At 32.9% G+C, this 21,181-nt stretch carries 15 protein-coding genes and 1 tRNA gene; 6 read left to right on the forward strand and 10 right to left on the reverse strand.

The window, feature by feature from the left end; translation table 11 throughout:
* Nucleotides 1-25 precede the first annotated feature (25 nt).
* The gene (locus HMPREF2953_RS10430; protein ID WP_049335282.1) at nucleotides 26-880 is read left to right on the forward strand and encodes an oxidoreductase; all 855 of its coding nucleotides are present in this window, start codon (nucleotides 26-28) and stop codon (nucleotides 878-880) included.
* 118 nt (nucleotides 881-998) lie between these two features.
* On the forward strand, nucleotides 999-1,874 hold the full coding sequence (locus tag HMPREF2953_RS10435) for a helix-turn-helix transcriptional regulator (RefSeq protein ID WP_070673282.1): 876 nt from the start codon (nucleotides 999-1,001) through the stop codon (nucleotides 1,872-1,874).
* Between the two features lie 26 nt (nucleotides 1,875-1,900).
* On the opposite strand, the gene HMPREF2953_RS11805 is transcribed toward HMPREF2953_RS10435, so the two are convergent.
* Both HMPREF2953_RS11805 and HMPREF2953_RS10445 read right to left on the reverse strand, forming a co-directional pair.
* Nucleotides 1,901-2,779: a hypothetical protein gene (locus HMPREF2953_RS11805; protein WP_371091020.1), complete on the reverse strand. Its 879-nt coding sequence runs from the start codon at nucleotides 2,777-2,779 to the stop codon at nucleotides 1,901-1,903.
* Nucleotides 2,780-3,403: 624 nt separating this feature from the next.
* Nucleotides 3,404-4,276: a trypsin-like serine peptidase gene (locus HMPREF2953_RS10445; RefSeq protein ID WP_070673286.1), complete on the reverse strand. Its 873-nt coding sequence runs from the start codon at nucleotides 4,274-4,276 to the stop codon at nucleotides 3,404-3,406.
* A 218-nt stretch (nucleotides 4,277-4,494) separates the two neighbouring features.
* On the opposite strand from HMPREF2953_RS10445, the gene HMPREF2953_RS11560 reads away from it, so the two are divergent.
* From HMPREF2953_RS11560 to lip, 3 genes are all read left to right on the forward strand, one after another.
* A tRNA-Lys gene (locus HMPREF2953_RS11560) sits at nucleotides 4,495-4,585 on the forward strand.
* 153 nt (nucleotides 4,586-4,738) lie between these two features.
* Nucleotides 4,739-6,250, forward strand: a complete 1,512-nt coding sequence (locus tag HMPREF2953_RS10450) for an MFS transporter (RefSeq protein WP_049335275.1) — start codon at nucleotides 4,739-4,741, stop codon at nucleotides 6,248-6,250.
* Between the two features lie 410 nt (nucleotides 6,251-6,660).
* Nucleotides 6,661-8,982, forward strand: coding sequence for a YSIRK-targeted triacylglycerol lipase (lip, locus tag HMPREF2953_RS10455; RefSeq protein WP_070673288.1), 2,322 nt, complete (start codon nucleotides 6,661-6,663; stop codon nucleotides 8,980-8,982).
* A gap of 216 nt (nucleotides 8,983-9,198) precedes the next feature.
* On the opposite strand, the gene HMPREF2953_RS10460 is transcribed toward lip, so the two are convergent.
* From HMPREF2953_RS10460 to HMPREF2953_RS10475, 4 genes are all read right to left on the reverse strand, one after another.
* Entirely contained in the window at nucleotides 9,199-9,492 is a 294-nt protein-coding gene (locus HMPREF2953_RS10460) for a hypothetical protein (RefSeq protein ID WP_070673290.1), read from the reverse strand.
* Between the two features lie 126 nt (nucleotides 9,493-9,618).
* Nucleotides 9,619-10,152 carry a VOC family protein gene (locus tag HMPREF2953_RS10465; RefSeq protein WP_070673292.1) on the reverse strand — a complete coding sequence of 178 codons (534 nt, stop codon included), beginning with the start codon at nucleotides 10,150-10,152 and terminating at the stop codon, nucleotides 9,619-9,621.
* A 244-nt stretch (nucleotides 10,153-10,396) separates the two neighbouring features.
* Nucleotides 10,397-12,406, reverse strand: a complete 2,010-nt coding sequence (locus tag HMPREF2953_RS10470; protein ID WP_070673294.1) for a catalase — start codon at nucleotides 12,404-12,406, stop codon at nucleotides 10,397-10,399.
* Between the two features lie 208 nt (nucleotides 12,407-12,614).
* Nucleotides 12,615-13,235, reverse strand: coding sequence for a nitroreductase family protein (locus tag HMPREF2953_RS10475; RefSeq protein WP_070673301.1), 621 nt, complete (start codon nucleotides 13,233-13,235; stop codon nucleotides 12,615-12,617).
* A 307-nt stretch (nucleotides 13,236-13,542) separates the two neighbouring features.
* Between HMPREF2953_RS10475 and HMPREF2953_RS10480 the strand changes: the two genes are divergently transcribed.
* Nucleotides 13,543-14,919, forward strand: a complete 1,377-nt coding sequence (locus HMPREF2953_RS10480) for an amino acid permease (RefSeq protein ID WP_049335269.1) — start codon at nucleotides 13,543-13,545, stop codon at nucleotides 14,917-14,919.
* Nucleotides 14,920-14,997: 78 nt separating this feature from the next.
* Here HMPREF2953_RS10480 and HMPREF2953_RS10485 read toward each other — a convergent pair whose 3' ends face one another.
* The 4 genes from HMPREF2953_RS10485 to brnQ form a co-directional block, all read right to left on the reverse strand.
* Nucleotides 14,998-16,299, reverse strand: a complete 1,302-nt coding sequence (locus tag HMPREF2953_RS10485; RefSeq protein ID WP_070673303.1) for an NtaA/DmoA family FMN-dependent monooxygenase — start codon at nucleotides 16,297-16,299, stop codon at nucleotides 14,998-15,000.
* A 95-nt stretch (nucleotides 16,300-16,394) separates the two neighbouring features.
* Nucleotides 16,395-17,429 (reverse strand): 5-methylcytosine-specific restriction endonuclease system specificity protein McrC, encoded by a 1,035-nt coding sequence (gene mcrC, locus HMPREF2953_RS10490; RefSeq protein ID WP_070673305.1) that lies wholly within the window; start codon nucleotides 17,427-17,429, stop codon nucleotides 16,395-16,397.
* A complete protein-coding gene (locus HMPREF2953_RS10495) occupies nucleotides 17,426-19,546 on the reverse strand; it encodes an AAA family ATPase (RefSeq protein ID WP_070673307.1) in 2,121 nt (706 codons plus the stop codon). The genes mcrC and HMPREF2953_RS10495 overlap by 4 nt, the downstream gene beginning before the upstream one ends.
* 136 nt (nucleotides 19,547-19,682) lie before the next feature.
* On the reverse strand, nucleotides 19,683-21,041 hold the full coding sequence (gene brnQ / locus HMPREF2953_RS10500) for a branched-chain amino acid transport system II carrier protein (protein WP_070673308.1): 1,359 nt from the start codon (nucleotides 21,039-21,041) through the stop codon (nucleotides 19,683-19,685).
* Nucleotides 21,042-21,181: the final 140 nt, after the last annotated feature.

The raw sequence follows: 21,181 nt of genomic DNA on the forward strand, positions 1-21,181 counted from the left end.
TATTTTAAAGAAAGGAAAGTTATAAATGCGTATTGCGATTATTGGACCAGGCGCTGTAGGTACGACGATTGCCTACGAATTACAACAAGTATTACCTCATATCACATTACTTGGAAGAACAAATAAGTCCATTCACTTTCAACCTGCAAATCAACATGTCATTGTTAAAGATATTAAGTCTATGACTAACTCTTTCGATGTGATTATCGTGGCAGTCAAAACGCATCAACTTGAATCTTTAGTTCCAGACTTAAACCGTCTTACTCATGATGAGACAATTATTATCTTAGCTCAAAATGGATATGGTTTGCGTTCAACTTTACCATTTAAACATGTCTATCAAGCTGTGGTCTATATTAGTGGACAGAAAAAAGACGATGAAGTGACCCATTTCAGAGATTACCGTTTGCATATTCAGCATGATCATCGGACTGAACAACTTAAACGCTATTTAGAACATACTAAAATAGAACTTATATTAGAAGATCACATAGAAACAACGATTTGGTATAAATTACTCGTCAATCTTGGTATTAACTCGATTACTGCATTAGGTGGCAATACTGCACAAATTTTAAAAATTTCGGAAGTCTATCAATTATGCACGCGCTTATTAGAAGAAGGTAAACAAGTCGCTATGGCAGAAGGTATTACATTGCCTGACACGATTGTTGCAGATATTATGCATATCTATACTGGTTATCCAGATCATATGGGGACAAGTATGTATTATGATGTGATGAATCATCAGCCCCTTGAAGTAGAATCAATTCAAGGTTTTATTTATCGTAAGGCTAGAACACATCACCTTTCTACGCCATCGTTAGATACAGTTTATGCATTATTACGGTCTCACCATTCTTTATCCATTCAATATTAATGTTAAAATCAATGTTTAACTATTAATATTTTGTCAAATTATATAGTAACAAACCCTATTACAAGCTATATAATTATTTTTAAAAACTTTTTTACTTTAATAAAAGGGAGATATATCTTTGGATAAAGCAACACGTATACTTAATATGTTGACATTATTATTAAATGGTCATGTTGTCACTCAAGAAGACTTAGATCGGTTTACAAATGTCAGCAAAAAATCTATTCAACGTGATATTAATACGATTAATACATTTTTTTATGAAAGTCATTTTTGGAGAAGCAATCATACTAAAATCGTCTATAATTATCAATTAGGCGGTTACGAACTCACACATGATACTACGAACAAACAAAGCCTTGGTGTACTAAGTTTACTCATTAAGTTACAAAGTCTCACACCTATTCTTCATTACGATATTTACAAATTTTTCTTACATGCGCTGTCGTCTGTCAGAATAGAAGATAAACATATTTTGATGACGATGTTACATCAATTCAAAATACGTGATGATTTACTTCCTGGAAAAATATTAATGGATCTTCAAAAAGCAATTGTCAATAAACATAGAGTGCGTATTAAAGTAGATCATAACAAAATAACTATTAAACCGTTATCTATTTTATATATGCATTATGATTATTGGTTTACTTACGAATTTCAACATAAAATACATACTGTTTCTTTGAAATCGATATCATCCTTACACGTTCTAGATACAAAATTTTCTAAAGACTTCGCGAATAATGCAGTATTATTTGAAATGAGTACAACCATTTGGAATCAATTTAAACAACAATTTTCAATTAAAGAGATTGTTTCACGTAATGAAGACACCATTTTGGCTTGGGTAAATTGCACGCGATTTGATGCTTATTATATTGCTTATCAACTTGCTCCTCTAGCAAAAATCATTGCTCCGGAATCATATATCGATAGTTTTATTGAGCGTTTAGATGAAATTAGACGTACTTACACAGAAAACAACAGCTGACCATTAAAATCAGCTGTTGCTTTTTATTAATCAATTGGATCTCCATGTTCATCATATTTTGTCACTATACCGTCAGACGTAACGATATATGAGCCAACTAAATCTCCATTTTTATCTAAAATTGAGAAGCCCCAATCTCCGTTTTCATCTTGTTCTGGTTCTTTATATGTGTACGTATCTGTATCTAATTGATGACCTTCATAATCTTCTACCTTATCAATGACATTTGCACGTGTTACTTTTTCATCACTTGAGGTATCCTTCTCACTCGATGTATCATCAGAACTTGATTCTGTGTCAGTATCAAATTCTTCTGGTTGTTCTGGTGTATCACTAGTAATATGATTTGCAACTTCGTCTAACTTGGCTTCTGAAGGATTAGCAAGTTGTTTCGTTTCTCCATTATTTAAAATACGTGTCGTTTCATTTTTAGTATAATCATCTTCTTCCCAAAGACGGCCTTGGAAATGACTTGGTACATCGTAGAAAGTCACAGTTCCATCTCCGTTATCTTTAAAAGTAACATGACCTAAAAATGTATAATTTGGAGATAGTACAATCGTTCCATCTGGGTATACTTTTGAAGCCTTTTTATTATATGGATTAATAGGCTCACCCGACATATCTATAGGTGTATAATTCCCATCTTTTTCGAACACTTTATCTACATCGTTTCTTGCTGTGAGCCACACTCTAGCAAAGTACTCTTTTGAATTTTTACTATCTGTATTAGATGTATGGCGACTTTCTGATGATTTACTACCACTAAATGAAATTTGTTTTGCAATTTCTTTATAATCAATACTTTTACTATATTTATCAAATAATGTATTTACATCTAACTCATGTCCTGTAGAAGAATTCCTAAATTGTTCATACGTACCCGCACTTTGCGTGGCAGCAATAAAAACTTTGTCGCTTCCAACACCAATGATTGTCGCAAATGAACCCTTTGCCGGTTGTGCATTATAGAATTTCATATCGCTTGGTGCACCTTCTAGCTGTTCTGTAGTCTCTAATTGATAAGTATCTATATTTTTTTGTTCGCCGCCACCGTTATAATTCGCAAAATATGAATGATTTTTTAATTCATTAGCATTGATGACATAGTCTGACACTGAAGGATCATTTAAAGCTAACGCTACTTTTTCAGCTTGAGATAAGTTGTCGACATTACTATTTATTTTATTCTCTTGTTGATTGCTATCATTTGAACCTTTATTACTATCTTGTTGGGTATTATTTTTATCATGATCTGAAGTGTTTTTATTGGATGATTGGTTACTTTGTGATGTTGTATGTTCTGATTTTTCACTAGAATTATTGAACCCAGTCATATCTCCTAAATCACAACCTGCAAGTAAAGTTGTCGCCGTTATCGCGCCGATAGCTAAGTAATGTTTCTTCATTTGTTTCGCTCCTTTTAAAATAAAAATATATATTCAACTGACAATATTAAACAGACTCTGTATGTTGTTATGAAAAAGTACACACTTCATTATCTAAAGCATGTACTTTTTTTATATCAATTACTTAATATGTTGACGTACGAAACGACCAGCATATCCTTTAAATGATTCGCCACCAGACATTTCTTGTTTAGCATAAGCATCCGTTGAACCACCCATTAAGTTATATCCATATGTTCTTAAGCCATACATTTTTGTAAATGTACTATTTAACATTGGTGAGCCTGAAGCGCCTGATCTAAAAATATCTTTCGTTTGAATCTCGGTACCATTTGATGAGAATTGAGTTACACGAAGTTTATTAAAATACGCTTTGGTGTTGTCGTTATATTGCCATGGATATCCTAATGAATAAAGTGACGAATTGAATTTCAATTGTTTAATCTCTGAATCCGTTGCAATTTTAATTGGTTTCACATATTTAGACATATTTTGTTTTGTGTGAACCACTGCAATATCATATTGTGGTACTTTAATCACTTCTGTTGCTTGGAAAACATATGGCATACGACTTCCATCACGATTCATTTGAAATTTAATATATTTCGGAGCCGCCGCACGACCATATTGATCATCGATCACGTGTGCATTTGTTACAAATGTATGAGCCCCAATCACTGTTCCTGTTCCCATAGAGTCTTGTTTTCTTACAGATGCATCGCGAGAACCTTTTTTCCAGCCGTTTAAATTAGATACACGACCAATCGCCTTTAAATTATTTTGTGAGGCATTTGGATAGCGTTGGATTGAAATACTACTGTTACTAATTTTTTTCGCTTTTAAATACGCCTGATATGAGCCTCTTTGTATACCATCATAATAATAGTTGGTTTCTACAGCTTTAGCCTCTTGATGTTGGGCAGAATATCCGAGTACACTGGCACCAATAATGACACTCGCTACTAATGATTTACCAAATTTAGATTTTAGCATTAATTTGTCCCCTACTTTCTTTCATTTAGAAATGAATTTGTTTTATGTTTAAAATAAAATATGTACATCAATATTATAAAACAAACAAAGGACAGTATGCGTCTTTTTTATAAAACAATTTATTTTTAACTTTAATGTACATTTATAAAGTATTTACATAGAAAATATTTTTCTTTACAAACTTCAAAATATATAGTACAGTATTAAAGTAAAATTATGGAGGGATACTCAAGCCTGGCTTAAGAGGCTAATCATTTTATGGTTAGTAGGAGCTTTTAGCTCGCGTTGGTTCAAATCCTTCTCCCTCCGCTATCTAAGAAACCTAAGATTAAATTCTTAGGTTTCTTTTTATTTCATTATTTTATATATAAGACACTCTTATTTATTTTTCCTATTTATAAGAGTACAATAGTTAAGTTGCGAAATGACGATACACCATATTCATATATCGGAGTGAAAAAAATGGACTTTTGGTTATCTAAAAAAGGAAAAATGCTAGAAATATCAATACTTGGCATACTAACTATCTTCGGCATTGGTTCACAATATTTTTCAAATTTGGCTTATAGTTTAAATCAAGGTATTTTACAAACATCATTTGGTATAGGTTCTCAATATCTCATTATACCTTCTGTGATTGCTAACTTTGCCTTTGCACTTGGCGTGCCACTTGGACATACATTGACACACAAATTCGGGTTTAGACGTAATTTTTTATTCTTTGTAACTCTATTTTTAATCGGCTCGATTATCGGGCTTTTTTCTTTCGACTTAATTATTTTATCTATTGCTAAAGGTTTACAAAGTTTAAGTACCGGTGTCTTATTCTTCACACTTTTACCAAAACTCTTTCTCAACTTCCCTAGACAATACCGCAATGTATTCTTATTAATGGTTATTGTAGGTTTATTTGGCGCAAATGCATTGGGAGGTCTATCAGGTAGTCTATCTTTAGAATTAGATCGTTGGCATTGGATCTTTATTATTAATATTATTTCAGCTATCTTATGTCTTATTTTAGGTTCAATATTCTTAACGAAAGAAGAATATCAACATTCTGAACCTATTCATATTAGTCGTCCTATGATTATTTCATTAGTTCTTAGTACGATTGCTCTTACGCTACCGATGGGGATGCTTACACAAAAAGGGTACGGGTCTCTCTGGGTCTGGCCTATCCTAATTATAGCAATTTTATTCATTGTAAATTTTGTAGTTTTTAATCACGAAGCAAAACATCCATTTGTGCACTTTAAAACGTTATTAACAAAGAAACCCCTTGTTGGTGCAACAATGGCTATATCTTCACATTTAGCCCTATTATGTGGTATTGCAGGAATTAATGTGTATATAATTAGAATCTTAAAATTACCTTTCACTATATCTTTACACTTTTATTTATTCTTTTTCATAGGTGTCATTGTGACAGGATTTATTAAAATGTTTATCTATAGTGCAGTGGGAGCTGGTGTTTTAGGCACATTAGGCTCATCAGCGTTACTTTATGTCAGTATTCATTGGATGATTTTACATGATATCGTAAATATTCATTTACTTTACATTCAAGGTTTCCTACTTGGTTTTGGTGCAAGTATGACACTTGTAAGTGGTGCTATGGCAACATTATTAGATGGCGATTTACTTCAAGCTGGTCAGCGTTCTCAAACGATGCACACAATACGTAACTACGCGGCAGCATTTCTTGTTCCAGTGATTGCCTATCTGATTAAATATAATATTCAAAAAGGAACACAATCTGTTTATACAGAAAATATTACAAACACTTCAATTTATATTAAGCGTATAAAAGATATTGCTATTGATGCTGATCATAAAGTATTTCTACTAATGATTATTTTCAATTCGATTATGTTAGTATCATCGATTATCCAAATGTCTCTTGGAAAAGGGAGACGTATTACACCACCTCGTTCGCCTAAAAACCCCGAGTTACATTTGAATATACACAAGTAATGATTTTTAAGGAACAGTTTACTTTATTAGGGTTTCGCTCCTTAGTTTACAATGTTATTACACATTTCAAGTTCATATATCCTTAAAATGTACATTTACTCTATGTAATTGTGACAGATTATTGACAACGCTTTCATATAGCGTTACTATCTATTTACATTCAATTTACAGTCAATCAATCGACAACGTTGATGGTTAAATCTCGTATGTAGCTCCGTTCTACATACGACAATTTTTCGCTATATTTGTAAACGCTTTCTAAAATATCAGTTAAGAAAGGATGATGACTTTGGAACACATTAAAGCGATATTTAGTAAGTTTTTCGGTTTTATACCACGAGCAATTATTAATATTTTTATTTAATCTATATATTTTATAACAAAAAAAACAATTAATAGAGGTGCTATTTATGAAAACAAGACAAAATAGATACAGTATTCGTAAATTCAGTGTAGGCGCATCATCCATTTTAGTAGCAACATTGCTATTTATGGGAGGCGGTGCTACACAGGCAGCAGAAACACATCAGGAAGTGGGAAATCCTGAATCAGCTGTAGCACAATCTATTGGGGATCATAAAAAACAATCTGATAATCAAGAAACACAACAAGACAATGTTCAATCTGACGAACAAACTACTGGTACATCTCAGTCAGTAGCTAACGAAAATGAAAAACAACAGAACTTACATAATGAAAATACAACCTCAACTCAAGCTAAAAACGCCAATAATAAAACGAATACAAAAGAAGAAGTGACTGACAACAATGTAACCCATCAAACTACAAAATATTCAGCAACTAAAACTGAAGAGGCAGCAGCTGAAACTAAAGAAGCGTCAACTGAAGCTAAAGAAACATCAACTACAAAAACATCTTCTGACAACCCTGAATCAGTTTCAACTAAAGAGGAGCAACCTTCTCTTGAAACACAAGAATCGACTAAAAACACAAATCAAAAAGACACTCCAACTTCAGATGAAAAAGAGAATACAACAGAAGACACACCAGCAAGTGAGTCATCTACGGATGAACATCCATCTCAATCTTCAGAAAGAGCAACAAATGAAAATCTAACAACAGAGAAAGCGACGACTCATGAACACTCAACTAATGAATCAAAAACACCATCTACAAAAGAGAATACATTAAAAACAACTGGCAATCATTCAGCAGAAACGAATCAATCAGAGTTAAACAAAAAAACGACGCCATCTACATCATCTGAGTCTGAAGAAGAGTCAAATGTTAATGACAAGCATGAAGAAAAAACACCATCCGCTGAACAAAACAATGATACAGTCGAGACTACTGAAACAAAACAAACAGTGACAGCTAAACAACCCACAGATTCTGCTGCATCTACAATGAATACTTTAAACACTAAAGATGAAGCGATCTCAATTGACGGTACAACAAATGAAACTATTGAACATAAAGATGCTAAAGATCAAAAAAATTCACAGGCTGGCTTAGAGACATTAGCTAATAATGCAGTAGCAACAACAAATAATACATCTCAACAGCAAGGTACGACAGAAACAAAAGATCAAACCAATAAAGTTGCTAAACAAGGTCAATACAAAAACCAAGATCCAATCATTCTTGTTCATGGTTTTAATGGATTTACTGATGATATCAATCCTAATATTTTATCACATTATTGGGGCGGCGATAAATTAAACATTCGTCAAGATTTAGAACAAAATGGTTATAACGCTTATGAAGCAAGTATCAGTGCATTTGGTAGTAACTATGACCGTGCCGTTGAACTTTATTACTATATTAAAGGTGGTACTGTAGATTATGGTGCTGCACATGCAGAAAGATATGGACATGAACGCTATGGTAAAACATACGAAGGCGTTTATAAAGATTGGCAACCTGGTCAAAAAGTGCATCTAGTTGGTCATAGTATGGGAGGACAAACTGTTCGTCAATTAGAAGAATTATTAAGAAATGGTAGTCAAGAAGAAATTGAATACCAAAAAACACATGGTGGTGACATTTCTCCTTTACTACAAGGTGGACACGATAATATGGTTTCTTCAATTACAACATTAGGCACACCGCATAATGGTACCCACGCTGCAGATGAATTAGGAAATGAAGCACTTGTTCGTCAAGTGGTTTTTGATTTAGGTAAACGATTAGGTAATAAAAATTCACGTGTAGACTTCGGTTTGTCTCAATGGGGTCTAAAACAACAACCTGGTGAAAGCTACATCTCTTACCTTTTACGCGTTAAAAACTCTAAATTATGGCAATCTAAAGATAATGGTTTTTATGATTTAACACGTGATGGCGCGACAGATCTTAACCGCAAAACATCACTTAATCCAAATATCGTTTATAAAACGTATACAGCTGAGGCAACGCATCCGACTTTAACAGGAAAACAAAAAGCAGACTATAATATGTTCTTACCATTCACAGTGACAGGAAATGTGATTGGTAAAGCTACTGAAAAAGAATGGAGAGAAAATGATGGTCTTGTATCTGTGATTTCATCTCAACATCCTTTCAATCAAGCTTATACAGAAGCAACTGATACAAATCAAAAAGGTATTTGGCAAGTAACACCTACTAAACACGACTGGGATCATGTCGATTTTGTAGGTCAAGACAGTACAGATACAAAACGTTCAAGAGAAGAACTACAACAGTTTTGGTATGATTTAGCAGATGATTTAGTTCAAACAGAAGCGCTAACTTCAACTAACGAAGCTTAATATAATTTTTTACGGAAAGGTGGTTGTCTAATGTCTGGTGATGTCTTTCAATTACTTGGTTCTTTCTTCAGAATAGTTAAAGCATTATTTTTCTAATTTCATATAAATAAAAGCACCTCCGAATGAGATGAAGACATTTTCACTCGTTAGGAAGTGCTTTTTATTATGTAAGATTTGTAAGAACATGATGTCATAAAGTGCTGTAAGTTTTTCAGTCTAGTTAGATGAACGTACATCTACATTATTATCGTTTGACGAGAATGCTTCTTCATTTGCTGAAAGAATTACTTTTTTTGCGTGATTAGATTCTTTGACTTCATGACGTAATGCACTATTCAATCCTAATAAATTATTGGCTTGAGTTTCTTCACTATTGTAGCTTTCTAATCCATTCACAATTTCAGTCGCTAAATATTCACAAGCATCTTGATTTTTAACTTCGACTTTTTCATTGATTATTGATTCAATTACTTCAATTAAGTCACATTTTTGAATTTGAATATCAATCATTTGTTCTACTCCCTTAAACTGTCATTAAGCCTTTTGTTAAGCTTTCTAGTTTATTACCCTGTTTCGAGAAAAAGTACACAAAATTGTCACTGTTGAAAAACGCAATGCATGACTGAGTCCATTTTATTACCCATCATTGCTTTTAGGAATAAATAATTTCGCTTCACTATCATCAGGATAGTAAAAACCATTAGGTACAGTTTGAAGTTCGATTAAGCTTCCCCATGGCGCTCGAATATAAACAGTTTTATTATTCTCTGTATCCTCATATTTTGTATTAGAATGTGGTTCAGATAATGGCTCTCCTCCTGCCTGTTTCACACGTTCTAATACATGTTCAAATGCGTCACTTTCAATATAAAAAGAAATATGTGTAAAACCTATATCTTGTAATGATTGTGGTTCATGTTGTTGCGCGTGTTGGAATTCAAACATTTCAATATTAGGACCATCACCAAACACCATCATGCGTTTATGAATAATTGAAGCTCCTTTTTCTAAGCCTAAGATATGCTCGACATATTCGCCACCTCTTGGCTCATCTTTTTTAGTTTGACTATCATATGCAATTTTTCCATCTAGTCCCTGTTTAAAAAAAGCAGTGGCTTCTTCAATACTAGGAACCGTAAGACCAATATGATTAATACCTCGATTCATCATATCTCCTCCTTAATCAAAAGGTGCAAGACAGACTTCATTTCGAATTTGTCGTCCACTCTAGTAACGTATCTCCAACTTGCGTTGGAGGTAGACTTTCTTATTGAAAGTCTGTATGTTGGACGCCGAGACTACAATTGAAACGAATTTGGAACCAACGCATGTTCAATTCAATCATCGACTGCCAATATATTAAAAAAGCCTAAGACAACGCATTGTGTCTCAGGCTTTTTCAAAAAATCATTTCTTATTTTCTATCGAAATATCTGTAACGTTTGAATGCGTCAAGGATAGCTTGTGGTTCACTAGATACTACAACACCAGGCGCATCTAAATCAATACGATTGCTTTGTAATACATTTTTCGCTTCTTCAGTGATTACAACAGGTTTTTTATGATTATAGCTCATTTCAACAAAATCTATAGCATCTGGTAATATTTCTTTGCCGTCTGAAAGAACGATTACACTATCAAATACTGTTGAACTTGCTGTGCTATAAGTTTCAGTAATACCAATTTCGTCATCATTAAGGTTTTTAGCTGTTTGTCCAACAAATGCATAGTTTAAGTCGTTGTTAACAAATACTTCTGCATATGATTTTAATGTTTCAGCGCTAATATCACCATTTACAAGCACTGCTACAGAGTGTCCTTTTAATGGGATATCAAATTTTTCTAATGTTAATTGGCTATCTTTAGCATCTGATTGCACTTCTTCGTTTTCTGCTGGAACTTCTACACCTACATTGTTTGCCACGTATTCAGCTAATTTACGATCAACTTTATTAATTTGATTAACAGCATTTTGTTTTACTTCTGGTGATTTACATTTACCAATTTCAAATGAAAATGCATCAGCTAAATGTTGCTGTTCTGCTTCAGTTAAGCTGTTTTTATATAATTTAGCTTGAGTATAGTAATCTTTGAAGCTATCACTGCGTTGACGTACTTTATAACCTTCTACTTTTTCATGATAATGCTCGAAACCACCTTGTTCTTTAGGTGTCGTATGAGGGTCATTATTGTTCAAGCCATTTTTATGGTAGGCTGTTTGACCTTGATGAATATATGATTGATGCATTGCATCGCGTTGATTATTATGAACGTCTGCAACTGGGCGGTTAATAGGAATTTGGTTAAAGTTTGGTCCGCCAAGACGAGAAATTTGTGTATCTGTGTAAGAGAATAAACGACCTTGTAATAGTGGGTCATTAGAGAAATCAATACCTGGAACAATATGTGCAGGGTGGAACGCAACTTGTTCAGTTTCTGCAAAGACGTTATCTACATTACGGTTCAACGTCATTTTACCAACGATTTTCACAGGTACTTGATCTTCTGGCCATAATTTAGTTGGATCTAAAATATCAAAATCAAAGTCAAATTCTTGTTCAGGTTTGATAATTTGTAAGCCTAATTCCCATTCAGGATAGTCACCTTTATCAATTGATTCATATAAATCTTTACGATGGAAATCAATGTCTTTACCATGTAAGATTTGTGCTTCATCCCATACTAAGCTTTCTAAACCTTGTTTAGGTTTCCAATGGAATTTAACAAAGTAAGATTGACCTTCTTTATTTACAAGTCTAAATGTGTGTACACCAAAACCTTCTTGTTGACGGAAGTTTTTAGGAATACCTCTATCACTCATTGCCCAGAATACTGCATGCATAGATTCAGGATTTTGACCAATGAAATCCCAGAATGTATCGTGCGCTGAACCACCTTGTGGCATTTCATTATGTGGTTCTGGTTTTAATGCATGTACGAAGTCAGGGAATTTAATTGCATCTTGAATAAAGAATACAGGTGCGTTGTTACCTACTAAATCGAAGTTACCTTCATCAGTATAGAATTTAGTAGCAAAACCACGAATGTCACGTACTGTATCTGGAGACCCTTTAGAACCTTGTACAGTAGAAAAACGCACAAAGACAGGTGTTGTTTTTTCAGGGTGTGTTAAGAAATCAGCACTTGTATATTCACTTAAATCTTCATACACTTGGAATTCACCATGTGCACCAAATCCACGTGCGTGTACCACACGTTCAGGAATACGTTCATGGTCAAAGTGCATCATTTTTTCACGGAAATGGAAGTCTTCTAATAAAGTAGGACCTCTATCTCCAACTGTCAATGAATGTTCATCTTCACTTACTTTCATACCACTATTGGTAGTCATTGCTGTGCCATTATTATTTTTTCTTAACTCATCTAATTGTTGTTGTTTTTTGTTTTCATTTGATTGATCCATACTTATCTCTCCTAGATATAGATTAGTATCGTAAATACATCGTTATGTACATTGTTTCCATATTACCGAATATAGTTAGTTATTCCCATTTATAAAAGAATTAATCATTTTAAAGAAAAAATATATTCCCATAAATTTTTATTTAAAGAACTTTCTTTTATAATCGTTTATGAAAATATATTTTTTAATATTTTATATTAAACTTTAATTATTGATAATCTACTACCTTATCAACTGGCATTCTATATGATGTATGAGGTTCCTTTTCTTTCTTACCAATCGCAACGATTAACACTGGAACGTAACGTTCTAAATCATATCCGAATGCTTCGCCAATTTTGTCATGCTCAAAACCACCGATAGGGTTCGTATCATAACCATATTGTTTTGCAACTAGCATTAATTGCATCGCAGCTAAACTACTATCCACTTTTACGATGTCACTCATAACTTCACGTGAACTATTTTTGTAAGTATCCATTACAAAAGGTAACATTTGGTCTTTTACTTCTTGAGGCATATATCCTTCTTCAACTGCTTTGTTATAGATGAATTCGCCTTCCTCATAACATTGTAAATCACCAAAAATAACAATCATCGCTGAAGATGTATCATTTTGTGATGTATTAAATCGAATTAACGGGCGTAATTTTGCTTTCGCTTCATCACTTTCTACAACAACAAAACGCCATGGCTGCATATTCACTGATGAAGGTGCTTTTGTTGCCTTGCTAATGATTTCATTCATTTCTTCATGTGGAATTTTATAATTTGGATCAAATCCTTTAACAGATTTTCTACTTTCTAATATTTCGTTAAAATCGTTCATTCATTTCCCTACTTTCATATTTTAATTACGTAACTTAGATTATTAAATAAATTGAAAATAAAGAGAAGTAATTTGCTTATAGATTTAAAAAGATACTCAATTTAATACATTATTAACTATATTTAATAATGTATTAACACTTATCTATTAAACTATTATTTGATTAATATTAACTAAATAGGGTATTCTTAAACTTAACAAATTAAATAATTTGAAGTTTTAAAAAATTATTTATGTTATAACAAAGGGTAATGGATTCAGTCATAAAGTTTCAGTCATAAGGTTACTCATGAAAGGGAAGAAAATTATGGCAGAAGATAAACTGCAAAGAGAGTTAAGTAATAGACATATTCAACTTATCGCTATTGGTGGCGCAATTGGTACAGGATTGTTCCTTGGATCAGGTGAATCTGTACATTTAGCCGGACCGTCTATTTTATTGACTTATGTTATTGTCGGTTTTGTATTATTTATGTTTATGAGAGCAATGGGAGAAATCCTCTTATCGAATTTAGGATTCAAATCATTTGGGGATATCGCCCATCATTATATTGGACCAATTGCTGGATTTATGGTCGGATGGACGTATTGGTTAACTTGGATTATTTCAGGCATGGCAGAAGTGACAGCAGTTGCTAAATATGTTTCATATTGGTATCCAACAGTACCAAACTGGCTAACAGCGGCATTTACTATCTTAGTATTAGTCGCTTTGAACTTATTCAGTGCAAAGCTATTTGGAGAGTTAGAATTCTGGCTGTCAATTATTAAAGTGATAACAATTGTAGCCTTAATCATTGTTGGTATTGTGATGATTGTGCTTGGAATGAAAACCTCTTACGGGCAAGCCAGTGTAACGAACCTTTGGTCTAGAGGTGGATTTTTCCCGAATGGTATTCAAGGGTTCTTGATGGCATTCCAAATGGCTATCTTTTCGTTTATTGGTATTGAGTTAATCGGAATTACAGCTGGAGAAACTAAAAACCCACACAAAACGATTCCTCAAGCAATTAACAATGTACCTGCGCGTATTTTAATTTTCTATATTGGCTCATTAGCAGTGATTATGTCTGTAGTACCTTGGGATAAACTAAACCCAGCAGACAGTCCATATGTTAAATTATTCGGATTAATTGGTATTCCATTTGCTGCCGGTATTATTAACTTTGTCGTTTTAACAGCAGCTGCTTCATCATGTAATAGTGGTATTTTCGCAAATAGTCGTACAATGTACGGTTTAGCAGGTCGTAAACAAGGCCCACCATTCTTGCATAAAACAAATAAACATGGTGTACCTCACTATGCTATTTTAGTTACATGCGGCTTATTAAGTATTTCAGTTATTTTAAATGCAATATTTAAAGATGCAACAAAAGTGTTCGTGCAAATTACGATATTTTCAACAGTATTGAATATTTTAATTTGGACACTTATCATGATTGCCTATCTAAATTATGTCAAACGTAATCCTGAATTACACAAAGATAGTAAGTTCAAAATGCCTGGTGGAAAATATATGGCATTTGCGATTCTAGCTTTCTTCGCATTTATCTTTATTATCTTATTAATTAACAGTTCAACTAGAATTGGAGTATTATTTATACCCGTATGGGCAATTATTCTTTGGATTATGTATCAAAAATATAAAAAAGAATCAGACAAAGCGAAAGTTAAAATGGAATAATATAAAGAACATTTTAGACTTCCCCCTAATGGAGGAAGTCTTTTTTAATGATATCTATTAAATAAAAGAGAAGCTTAATTATAGTTTCTCTGTATTTATATTTAAATGATCTTTTAACATATGGCTTTCATATTCTTTTCTAAACACGCCACGCGCTTGAAGAACTGGAATGACTAAATCAATAAATTTTTCAAATGCGTTTGGATAGGTTGGTGACATTAACATAAAACCATCGCACGCTCCTTTTTCAAACCATTCAATCATTTCATCCGCTACTTGTTCCGGTGTCCCCACTATCGTTTTATGTCCTACCCAAGTACCAAATCGATCTAATACATCTCGTAAGGTAAGGTGTTCGGTCATAACAGCACGCTGTACAGCTTCATACACAGATTTTACAACTTTTTTCTCTAACGCATCATAAGGTGGTAATGATGGTACGACTTCATCTAGTTTCCATTCACTTATATCTAGACCAATGGCTTTAGATAATTGTTTTTTGCGTTTTTCAAGTGGAATCATATCATCTAATTGTTGCTTAAGTTTATAAGCATCCTCTTCATTCTCATCAACATAAACGGTGAGACCTGGTAATACAAGAGGGGGTTGACGATTTGCTTCCATGGCACGTTGATGAATGTCTTGTCTGAACTGTTGGCCATCTTGTAAATTCCATGCAATTGAAAAAATAGCATCCACGTGTCGTACTGCTAAATCACGACCTGGAATGGAAGTTCCTGCTTGAAATAAACGTGGTCGACCATATTTTGGTGTTGGAATGTTAATAGCTCCGGCAACTTGAAAATACTTTCCTTGATAATGAAGTGGATGAATACACTGATGGTTTAAGCCAATCCCTGAGTCTTTGTGATTAACGATAGCCTCTACCGTAAATGACTCCCATAATTTTTTCATTACATTGATAAATTCATCTGCTCGTTCATATCGTTTTTCAAGATGTGGTAAAGCTTGCATCGAATAGTTTTGTGCTTCTAAATCAAATTGAGATGTTACAATATTTGCCCCAATACGCCCATGAGATATTTGATGTAAACTTGAAAGCATACGTGCTGCAAGATAAGGTTCATAAAAAGAAGAAGAAATGGTACCTATCAAACCAATTGAATGTGTTTCACGTGAAATTGCAGCAAGCGCCGTTAGTGGTTCAAAATAATAAGAGATATGTCCCGTTTCTTCTCCAGAAATATATTGACCATCACCTAAGAAGAATGCATCCAGTTTACCTTGTTCAGCTAATTTCGCTAACTTAATTTGAAAATTAATATCTCCAACTTCTTCAACATATGAATGTGGTAGTCTCCAAGAGGCAGGATGTAGACCTGTACTATAAGCTAAAACGGATAAATGCATGTGTTTCATTGTCATTAACCCCTTTGTTATAAGTTAAAATTATCATTTTAATTTGCATATATTGTATATGAATTGTTGAAATTTTACAATATATACTAACTATTTTATATCTTAAAATAATTATATACGATATTATCCAGTTGTTTAGCAATATGAATAAAATCTTGATTTAAATCCAATGTTTTTACACTAATCGTATTGCCACTCATCTGAAACGTATTATCAGGTACAAGTTGTTCATCTGTTTTCGCATACAGTAACATCCCCGCAACATTTATCTGCTTTGGTTTTAAATGAAGTGCTTCATTTTTTACATACGCAAATATTTGATATAAATTTCCAGAATGAATCGTTTTTGTATCAAAATACTGTTGTAACGTAGACGTATAATATTTCGTATCAATGATTAAGCATTGCGTACCATAAGTTAGCATGACATCACTTCTCATTGTCGGTAACATGTGACGATGATCATCATCAATGGCCCATGGAATATGAGACGCGGTGACTTTTAACTGTGGAAATTCCTTTTTATAATAAGCCCTAACAAACCGTTCATATAAACGCGCCATCTGTTGTTCATCTTCGAACATCATCGTTTCTCTTGAACCGCTTCTTTCTGACTGAATTCGTCCTTGCGTAACAAGGTAACAAATAGCCATTAACATACGATATGTTTCGTGATGACGATCAAATCGTAACTGCCAATCAATATGTCGATAATCTAATATATCTACGTGTTCAAAATATATCAGCAGTCGTTTTAACGCTTTTTTACGTGTGCGCGAAATATCTAATTTTAGAACATTAAGCATTGTTGTTTTTAGAATTTGATTCATATACGTATTAATTGAAAATTCATCATACGTGCAATTTAACTGTTTATGCATCATTGTTCCTTGTTGTATGGATGCTGTGACATTAATCTTTCCTCGTATCACATTAAGCGAGTCGTTGTGTTCTAAATAGTCATGTTGAAGACCATATTTTAATTGACTCGATACGCCTTTAATGAGGAGTGCACTATACAAATCTGCCACATTATTAAATGATTCTGTTGCTATATGTTGATAGCCTTTCTTATTCAAAACTGTAAACGCATAAGACAACATATAATAAATATTATGAATGTTAATCATTGAATCGCATCCCTTAAACGTACCTTCCAAATACCCACTTTTGAAGGCTCGTCAAACCAATATTCTTTTAATAATGGAATAATTTCGAATTCAATAATATTAGATAATTCAGATTCTGTGACATTAACTATATTGCTAAAATAACTATGACCAATGACGAACCCCTCACCTAACATATCATCTTCTCGAATGTCGACATTCAATGCTTCAATGGCATCAATTAATGCTTCAAATTGCGGATTTTTTAAATTTTCTTGATATTGTTTAAACTGTATGGTTTCAAAGGCAGGTTTCATATCAAAAAATGCAAATCGACGTCGTAGTGCATAATCAAGCATGGCTAAGCTTCGATCTGCTGTATTCATCATACCAATAATATAAACATTATCTGGAACACAGAACTTCTCATCTGCATAAAGTAATTCTATTTCCATTTCTCTCTTATCGTTTTCAATTAACATAAACAATTCACCAAATATCTTACTTAAATTGCCACGATTAATTTCATCGATAATAAAGACATAGTCTTTCTCACTATCTTCTTCTGCTTGCTTACAGAAATTGTAAAACGCACCCGTACGCAATTCAAAGCCAGTTTCAGTAGGACGATAACCCATCACAAAATCTTCATATGAATAGCTTTGATGAAATTGTACAAGTTTCACACGTTCTTTATCTTTAACCCCCATCATTGAATAAGCCAATCGTTTAGATGCATATGTTTTACCTACACCTGGTGGTCCTTGTAAGATGACATTCTTTTTTCTTCTCATTAATTGTACAAGCGTGTCATAGTCTTCTTCATTCATAAATACGTCGTCTAAGAATTGTTCTGCTGTATAAACGGGATAAGTCGTTTGTGTAGCAACCAATCCATCAGAATGTTCAACTGAAAATAACTCATTAAATTTCCGAATCGTTTCACTATATGGCGTAATTTTAGTGAGCGTCTTATTTAATGTTTTTATTGGAATCTTCCAGTTTCCTTTCTCCTTCCAAACAAGCTGAATGATATTTTTATCATTTTTATATTGATGATTTGATGAAACAACGCCCCATCCTACAATATCAGTCTGTCCTTTTTTCACATATACAATATCCCCAGGCTTCATTTCTTTACTAAATTCCCATATGGCATTAACCGTATGAATATAATGATGCTGATTATGGTTCAATTGTTGTAATTTTTGATTAATCTCTTCTTTAGATGCATATTTCGAGAAATCTTCTAATTCGTTATATCCAATAGACATTTCTCCATTCTCAATAAAAGAAGCAAAATCAACATCTTGTGGTTTTGGAGAATAAATCCAATAATTCACGACTTCTAAACCCTTATCTGCATCGATATCTTTTACTTTTGAGCTTTGCTTGACTTCCTTTGATTTGCGCCATGCTTCATAACTTAAATCAATAAAATCATTCAAATAGTTATCATCTTTTAAAAATAATTTTAATTTTTCAATCATCATTAAATACGTAGTCGCAGTTAATGATTGTTTTAAGTTAACCTCAAAATTGATGTACTTTGTACTGATCTCACTTTCTTCAAAAATATACCAAATCGCCCGAGAATCTAAATTGGCAAATGTGTCAGAATCAATCCAAAATAATCCACTGGTTAACTTACCCATACCTATTCCAGGCTGAGCCATCACTTGATTAAATTTTCTCTTAAAGTTATTTTCATTATCTTCGCTTTTATCTGATGAATACAATAAAGCAATTTCAAACAACGACCATAAATTTTCAATGTCTTGTGCTTCACGATCATTCTTAAAATTATAAAATGTAGCACGTAAATTCATCACTGTCGGAATACCATCAAAATTTCGTGGTATATCTGCTTTCACATCAAATAGTTTGGCCATTTCTTCTATAATTTTAATTCTATTTTTTTTAGTCATAGAACTCTTATTAAATAATCCAAACACAGTAAATGGATCCATATCTATAATTTCATTATTAATTTCTAATTTAGGCATATTGATTTGAGTGTTAATATAAAGTTCTCGTATTTTCTCAATCAATTGATCACGACAATTTTGATATTCTAACAATTTATGCGCTAAGGCTTTATAAAAGATTGCCCATGTTTTATCTATCTTATAGTCCATCTTTATTTCTCCTCAAAATCATTATTATCTTCATTTTAATACATTTTATAAATATATTTATACCTTTAAAAATATAAAAAATAAGCTATAAGATCGTATGATTTCAACTTCTTATAGCTTATAGTAAATGGCTTAATTATGCTTGAACTTCGTGTTTGTTGCCACGAACTTTATAGATAATAAGTCCGATAATAAATCCAATTAATGCTGGGACAATCCATCCCATACCAATATCAAAGAATGGTAAATAGTTCTCAGCAAAACCGATTAATGATTGTGCGAAGTTCGTTTTCACAAAAGGTTCTGGACTCGCTTTAATACCATCAAAAAATGCAGCAATCACTGTAAATAATGTAGTAAAGCGGTACACAATTGGCGAGTTATTAAATAAATGGCTTACTAATGTTAATAAAATAAGTGTAATGGCTAATGGATAAATAAACATTAATACGGGTAATGAGTACATAATAATTTTTGTTAATCCGACATTCGCAAATATAAACGCTAATACACTAACAATAGTGGCTAATACAATGTAGTTCGTTTTAGGAAATAGTTCTGTAAATGTTTCTGAAAATGCTGTAATTAAACCAATTGCCGTTTTTAAACAAGCTACAATAATAATAAGTGATAAAACAATAATTCCGAAATCACCTAAATAATGTTGGGCAATTTGTGCAAGGGCAATGCCCCCATTTTCACTTACTTTAAACTCCCCAAGACTCATTGTTCCCATTACTGCAAGAAGTGTGTAGATGACACCCATGCCAATAATGCTAATGGCTCCCGATTTCACTGTTTCTTTAGCGATATCATTAGGGTTTGTAATACCTAATTTTTTAATAGTTGTTACAATAATGATTCCAAATGCTAGTGATGCCAGTGCATCCAATGTATTATATCCATCGATAAAACCTTTTAATAACACACTCTTATTGTAGTCAGGACTTATTGGTGCTTGACTCATACCGCCCATTGGGTGAATCAATGCAAGTACGACTACGATACCTAATAAAATCAAAAAAACTGGATTTAAGAACTTACCAATATAGTCTAAGATTTTAGAGGGTTTACGTGCAAAGAACCAAGCCACAACAAAGAACAACATACTGAAGACAGGTAAAATCCATTTTCCACTGCTTGGAGAAACAAATGGTGAAAACGCAATTTCATATGATGTTGTTGCAAGTCTTGGTAAAGCAAAGAAGGGTCCAATAACAAGATAAAGACCAATCGTAAATATGTATGCATAAATTTTACTTACGCGTGAAGAAATTGCAAATACACCGTTCGTCTTAGATATACCAATAGCAATAATTCCTAAGAACGGTAAACCGATTGCTGTAATTAAAAATCCTAAATTCGCAAGTAATACGTTCGCGCCTGCCATTTGTCCTAGATGAAGTGGAAAAATTAAGTTTCCTGCTCCAAAGAACAAACCAAAAAGCATCGACCCAATAAAGAGATTCTCTTTAAATGTAAGTTTCTGTTTCATTGTCTTTCCTCGTTTCCCTCTTAAAGTCATAATAGATATTATACATTTTTTTAAAATCAATTTCTTTAGAATTTTTAAAAAAGTTAGATAATAATACATAAAAAAACTTCTCTTTGCATGATTACATTCATTTTTTATGC

This window comes from Staphylococcus sp. HMSC072E01 (assembly GCF_001814125.1).
GTDB classification, from domain to species: domain Bacteria; phylum Bacillota; class Bacilli; order Staphylococcales; family Staphylococcaceae; genus Staphylococcus; species Staphylococcus hominis.

Excerpts from the sequence above, each read along its gene's own strand:
- mcrC (WP_070673305.1), bottom strand. The coding sequence starts at position 17,429 with ATGATTAACATTCATAATATTTATTATATGTTGTCTTATGCGTTTACA.
- HMPREF2953_RS10445 (WP_070673286.1), bottom strand. The coding sequence starts at position 4,276 with ATGCTAAAATCTAAATTTGGTAAATCATTAGTAGCGAGTGTCATTATT.
- lip (WP_070673288.1), top strand. The coding sequence starts at position 6,661 with ATGAAAACAAGACAAAATAGATACAGTATTCGTAAATTCAGTGTAGGC.
- HMPREF2953_RS10470 (WP_070673294.1), bottom strand. The coding sequence starts at position 12,406 with ATGGATCAATCAAATGAAAACAAAAAACAACAACAATTAGATGAGTTA.
- HMPREF2953_RS10450 (WP_049335275.1), top strand. The coding sequence starts at position 4,739 with ATGGACTTTTGGTTATCTAAAAAAGGAAAAATGCTAGAAATATCAATA.
- brnQ (WP_070673308.1), bottom strand. The coding sequence starts at position 21,041 with ATGAAACAGAAACTTACATTTAAAGAGAATCTCTTTATTGGGTCGATG.
- HMPREF2953_RS10495 (WP_070673307.1), bottom strand. The coding sequence starts at position 19,546 with ATGGACTATAAGATAGATAAAACATGGGCAATCTTTTATAAAGCCTTA.
- HMPREF2953_RS10460 (WP_070673290.1), bottom strand. The coding sequence starts at position 9,492 with ATGATTGATATTCAAATTCAAAAATGTGACTTAATTGAAGTAATTGAA.
- HMPREF2953_RS10465 (WP_070673292.1), bottom strand. The coding sequence starts at position 10,152 with ATGATGAATCGAGGTATTAATCATATTGGTCTTACGGTTCCTAGTATT.
- HMPREF2953_RS10430 (WP_049335282.1), top strand. The coding sequence starts at position 26 with ATGCGTATTGCGATTATTGGACCAGGCGCTGTAGGTACGACGATTGCC.
- HMPREF2953_RS10485 (WP_070673303.1), bottom strand. The coding sequence starts at position 16,299 with ATGAAACACATGCATTTATCCGTTTTAGCTTATAGTACAGGTCTACAT.
- HMPREF2953_RS10480 (WP_049335269.1), top strand. The coding sequence starts at position 13,543 with ATGGCAGAAGATAAACTGCAAAGAGAGTTAAGTAATAGACATATTCAA.
- HMPREF2953_RS10475 (WP_070673301.1), bottom strand. The coding sequence starts at position 13,235 with ATGAACGATTTTAACGAAATATTAGAAAGTAGAAAATCTGTTAAAGGA.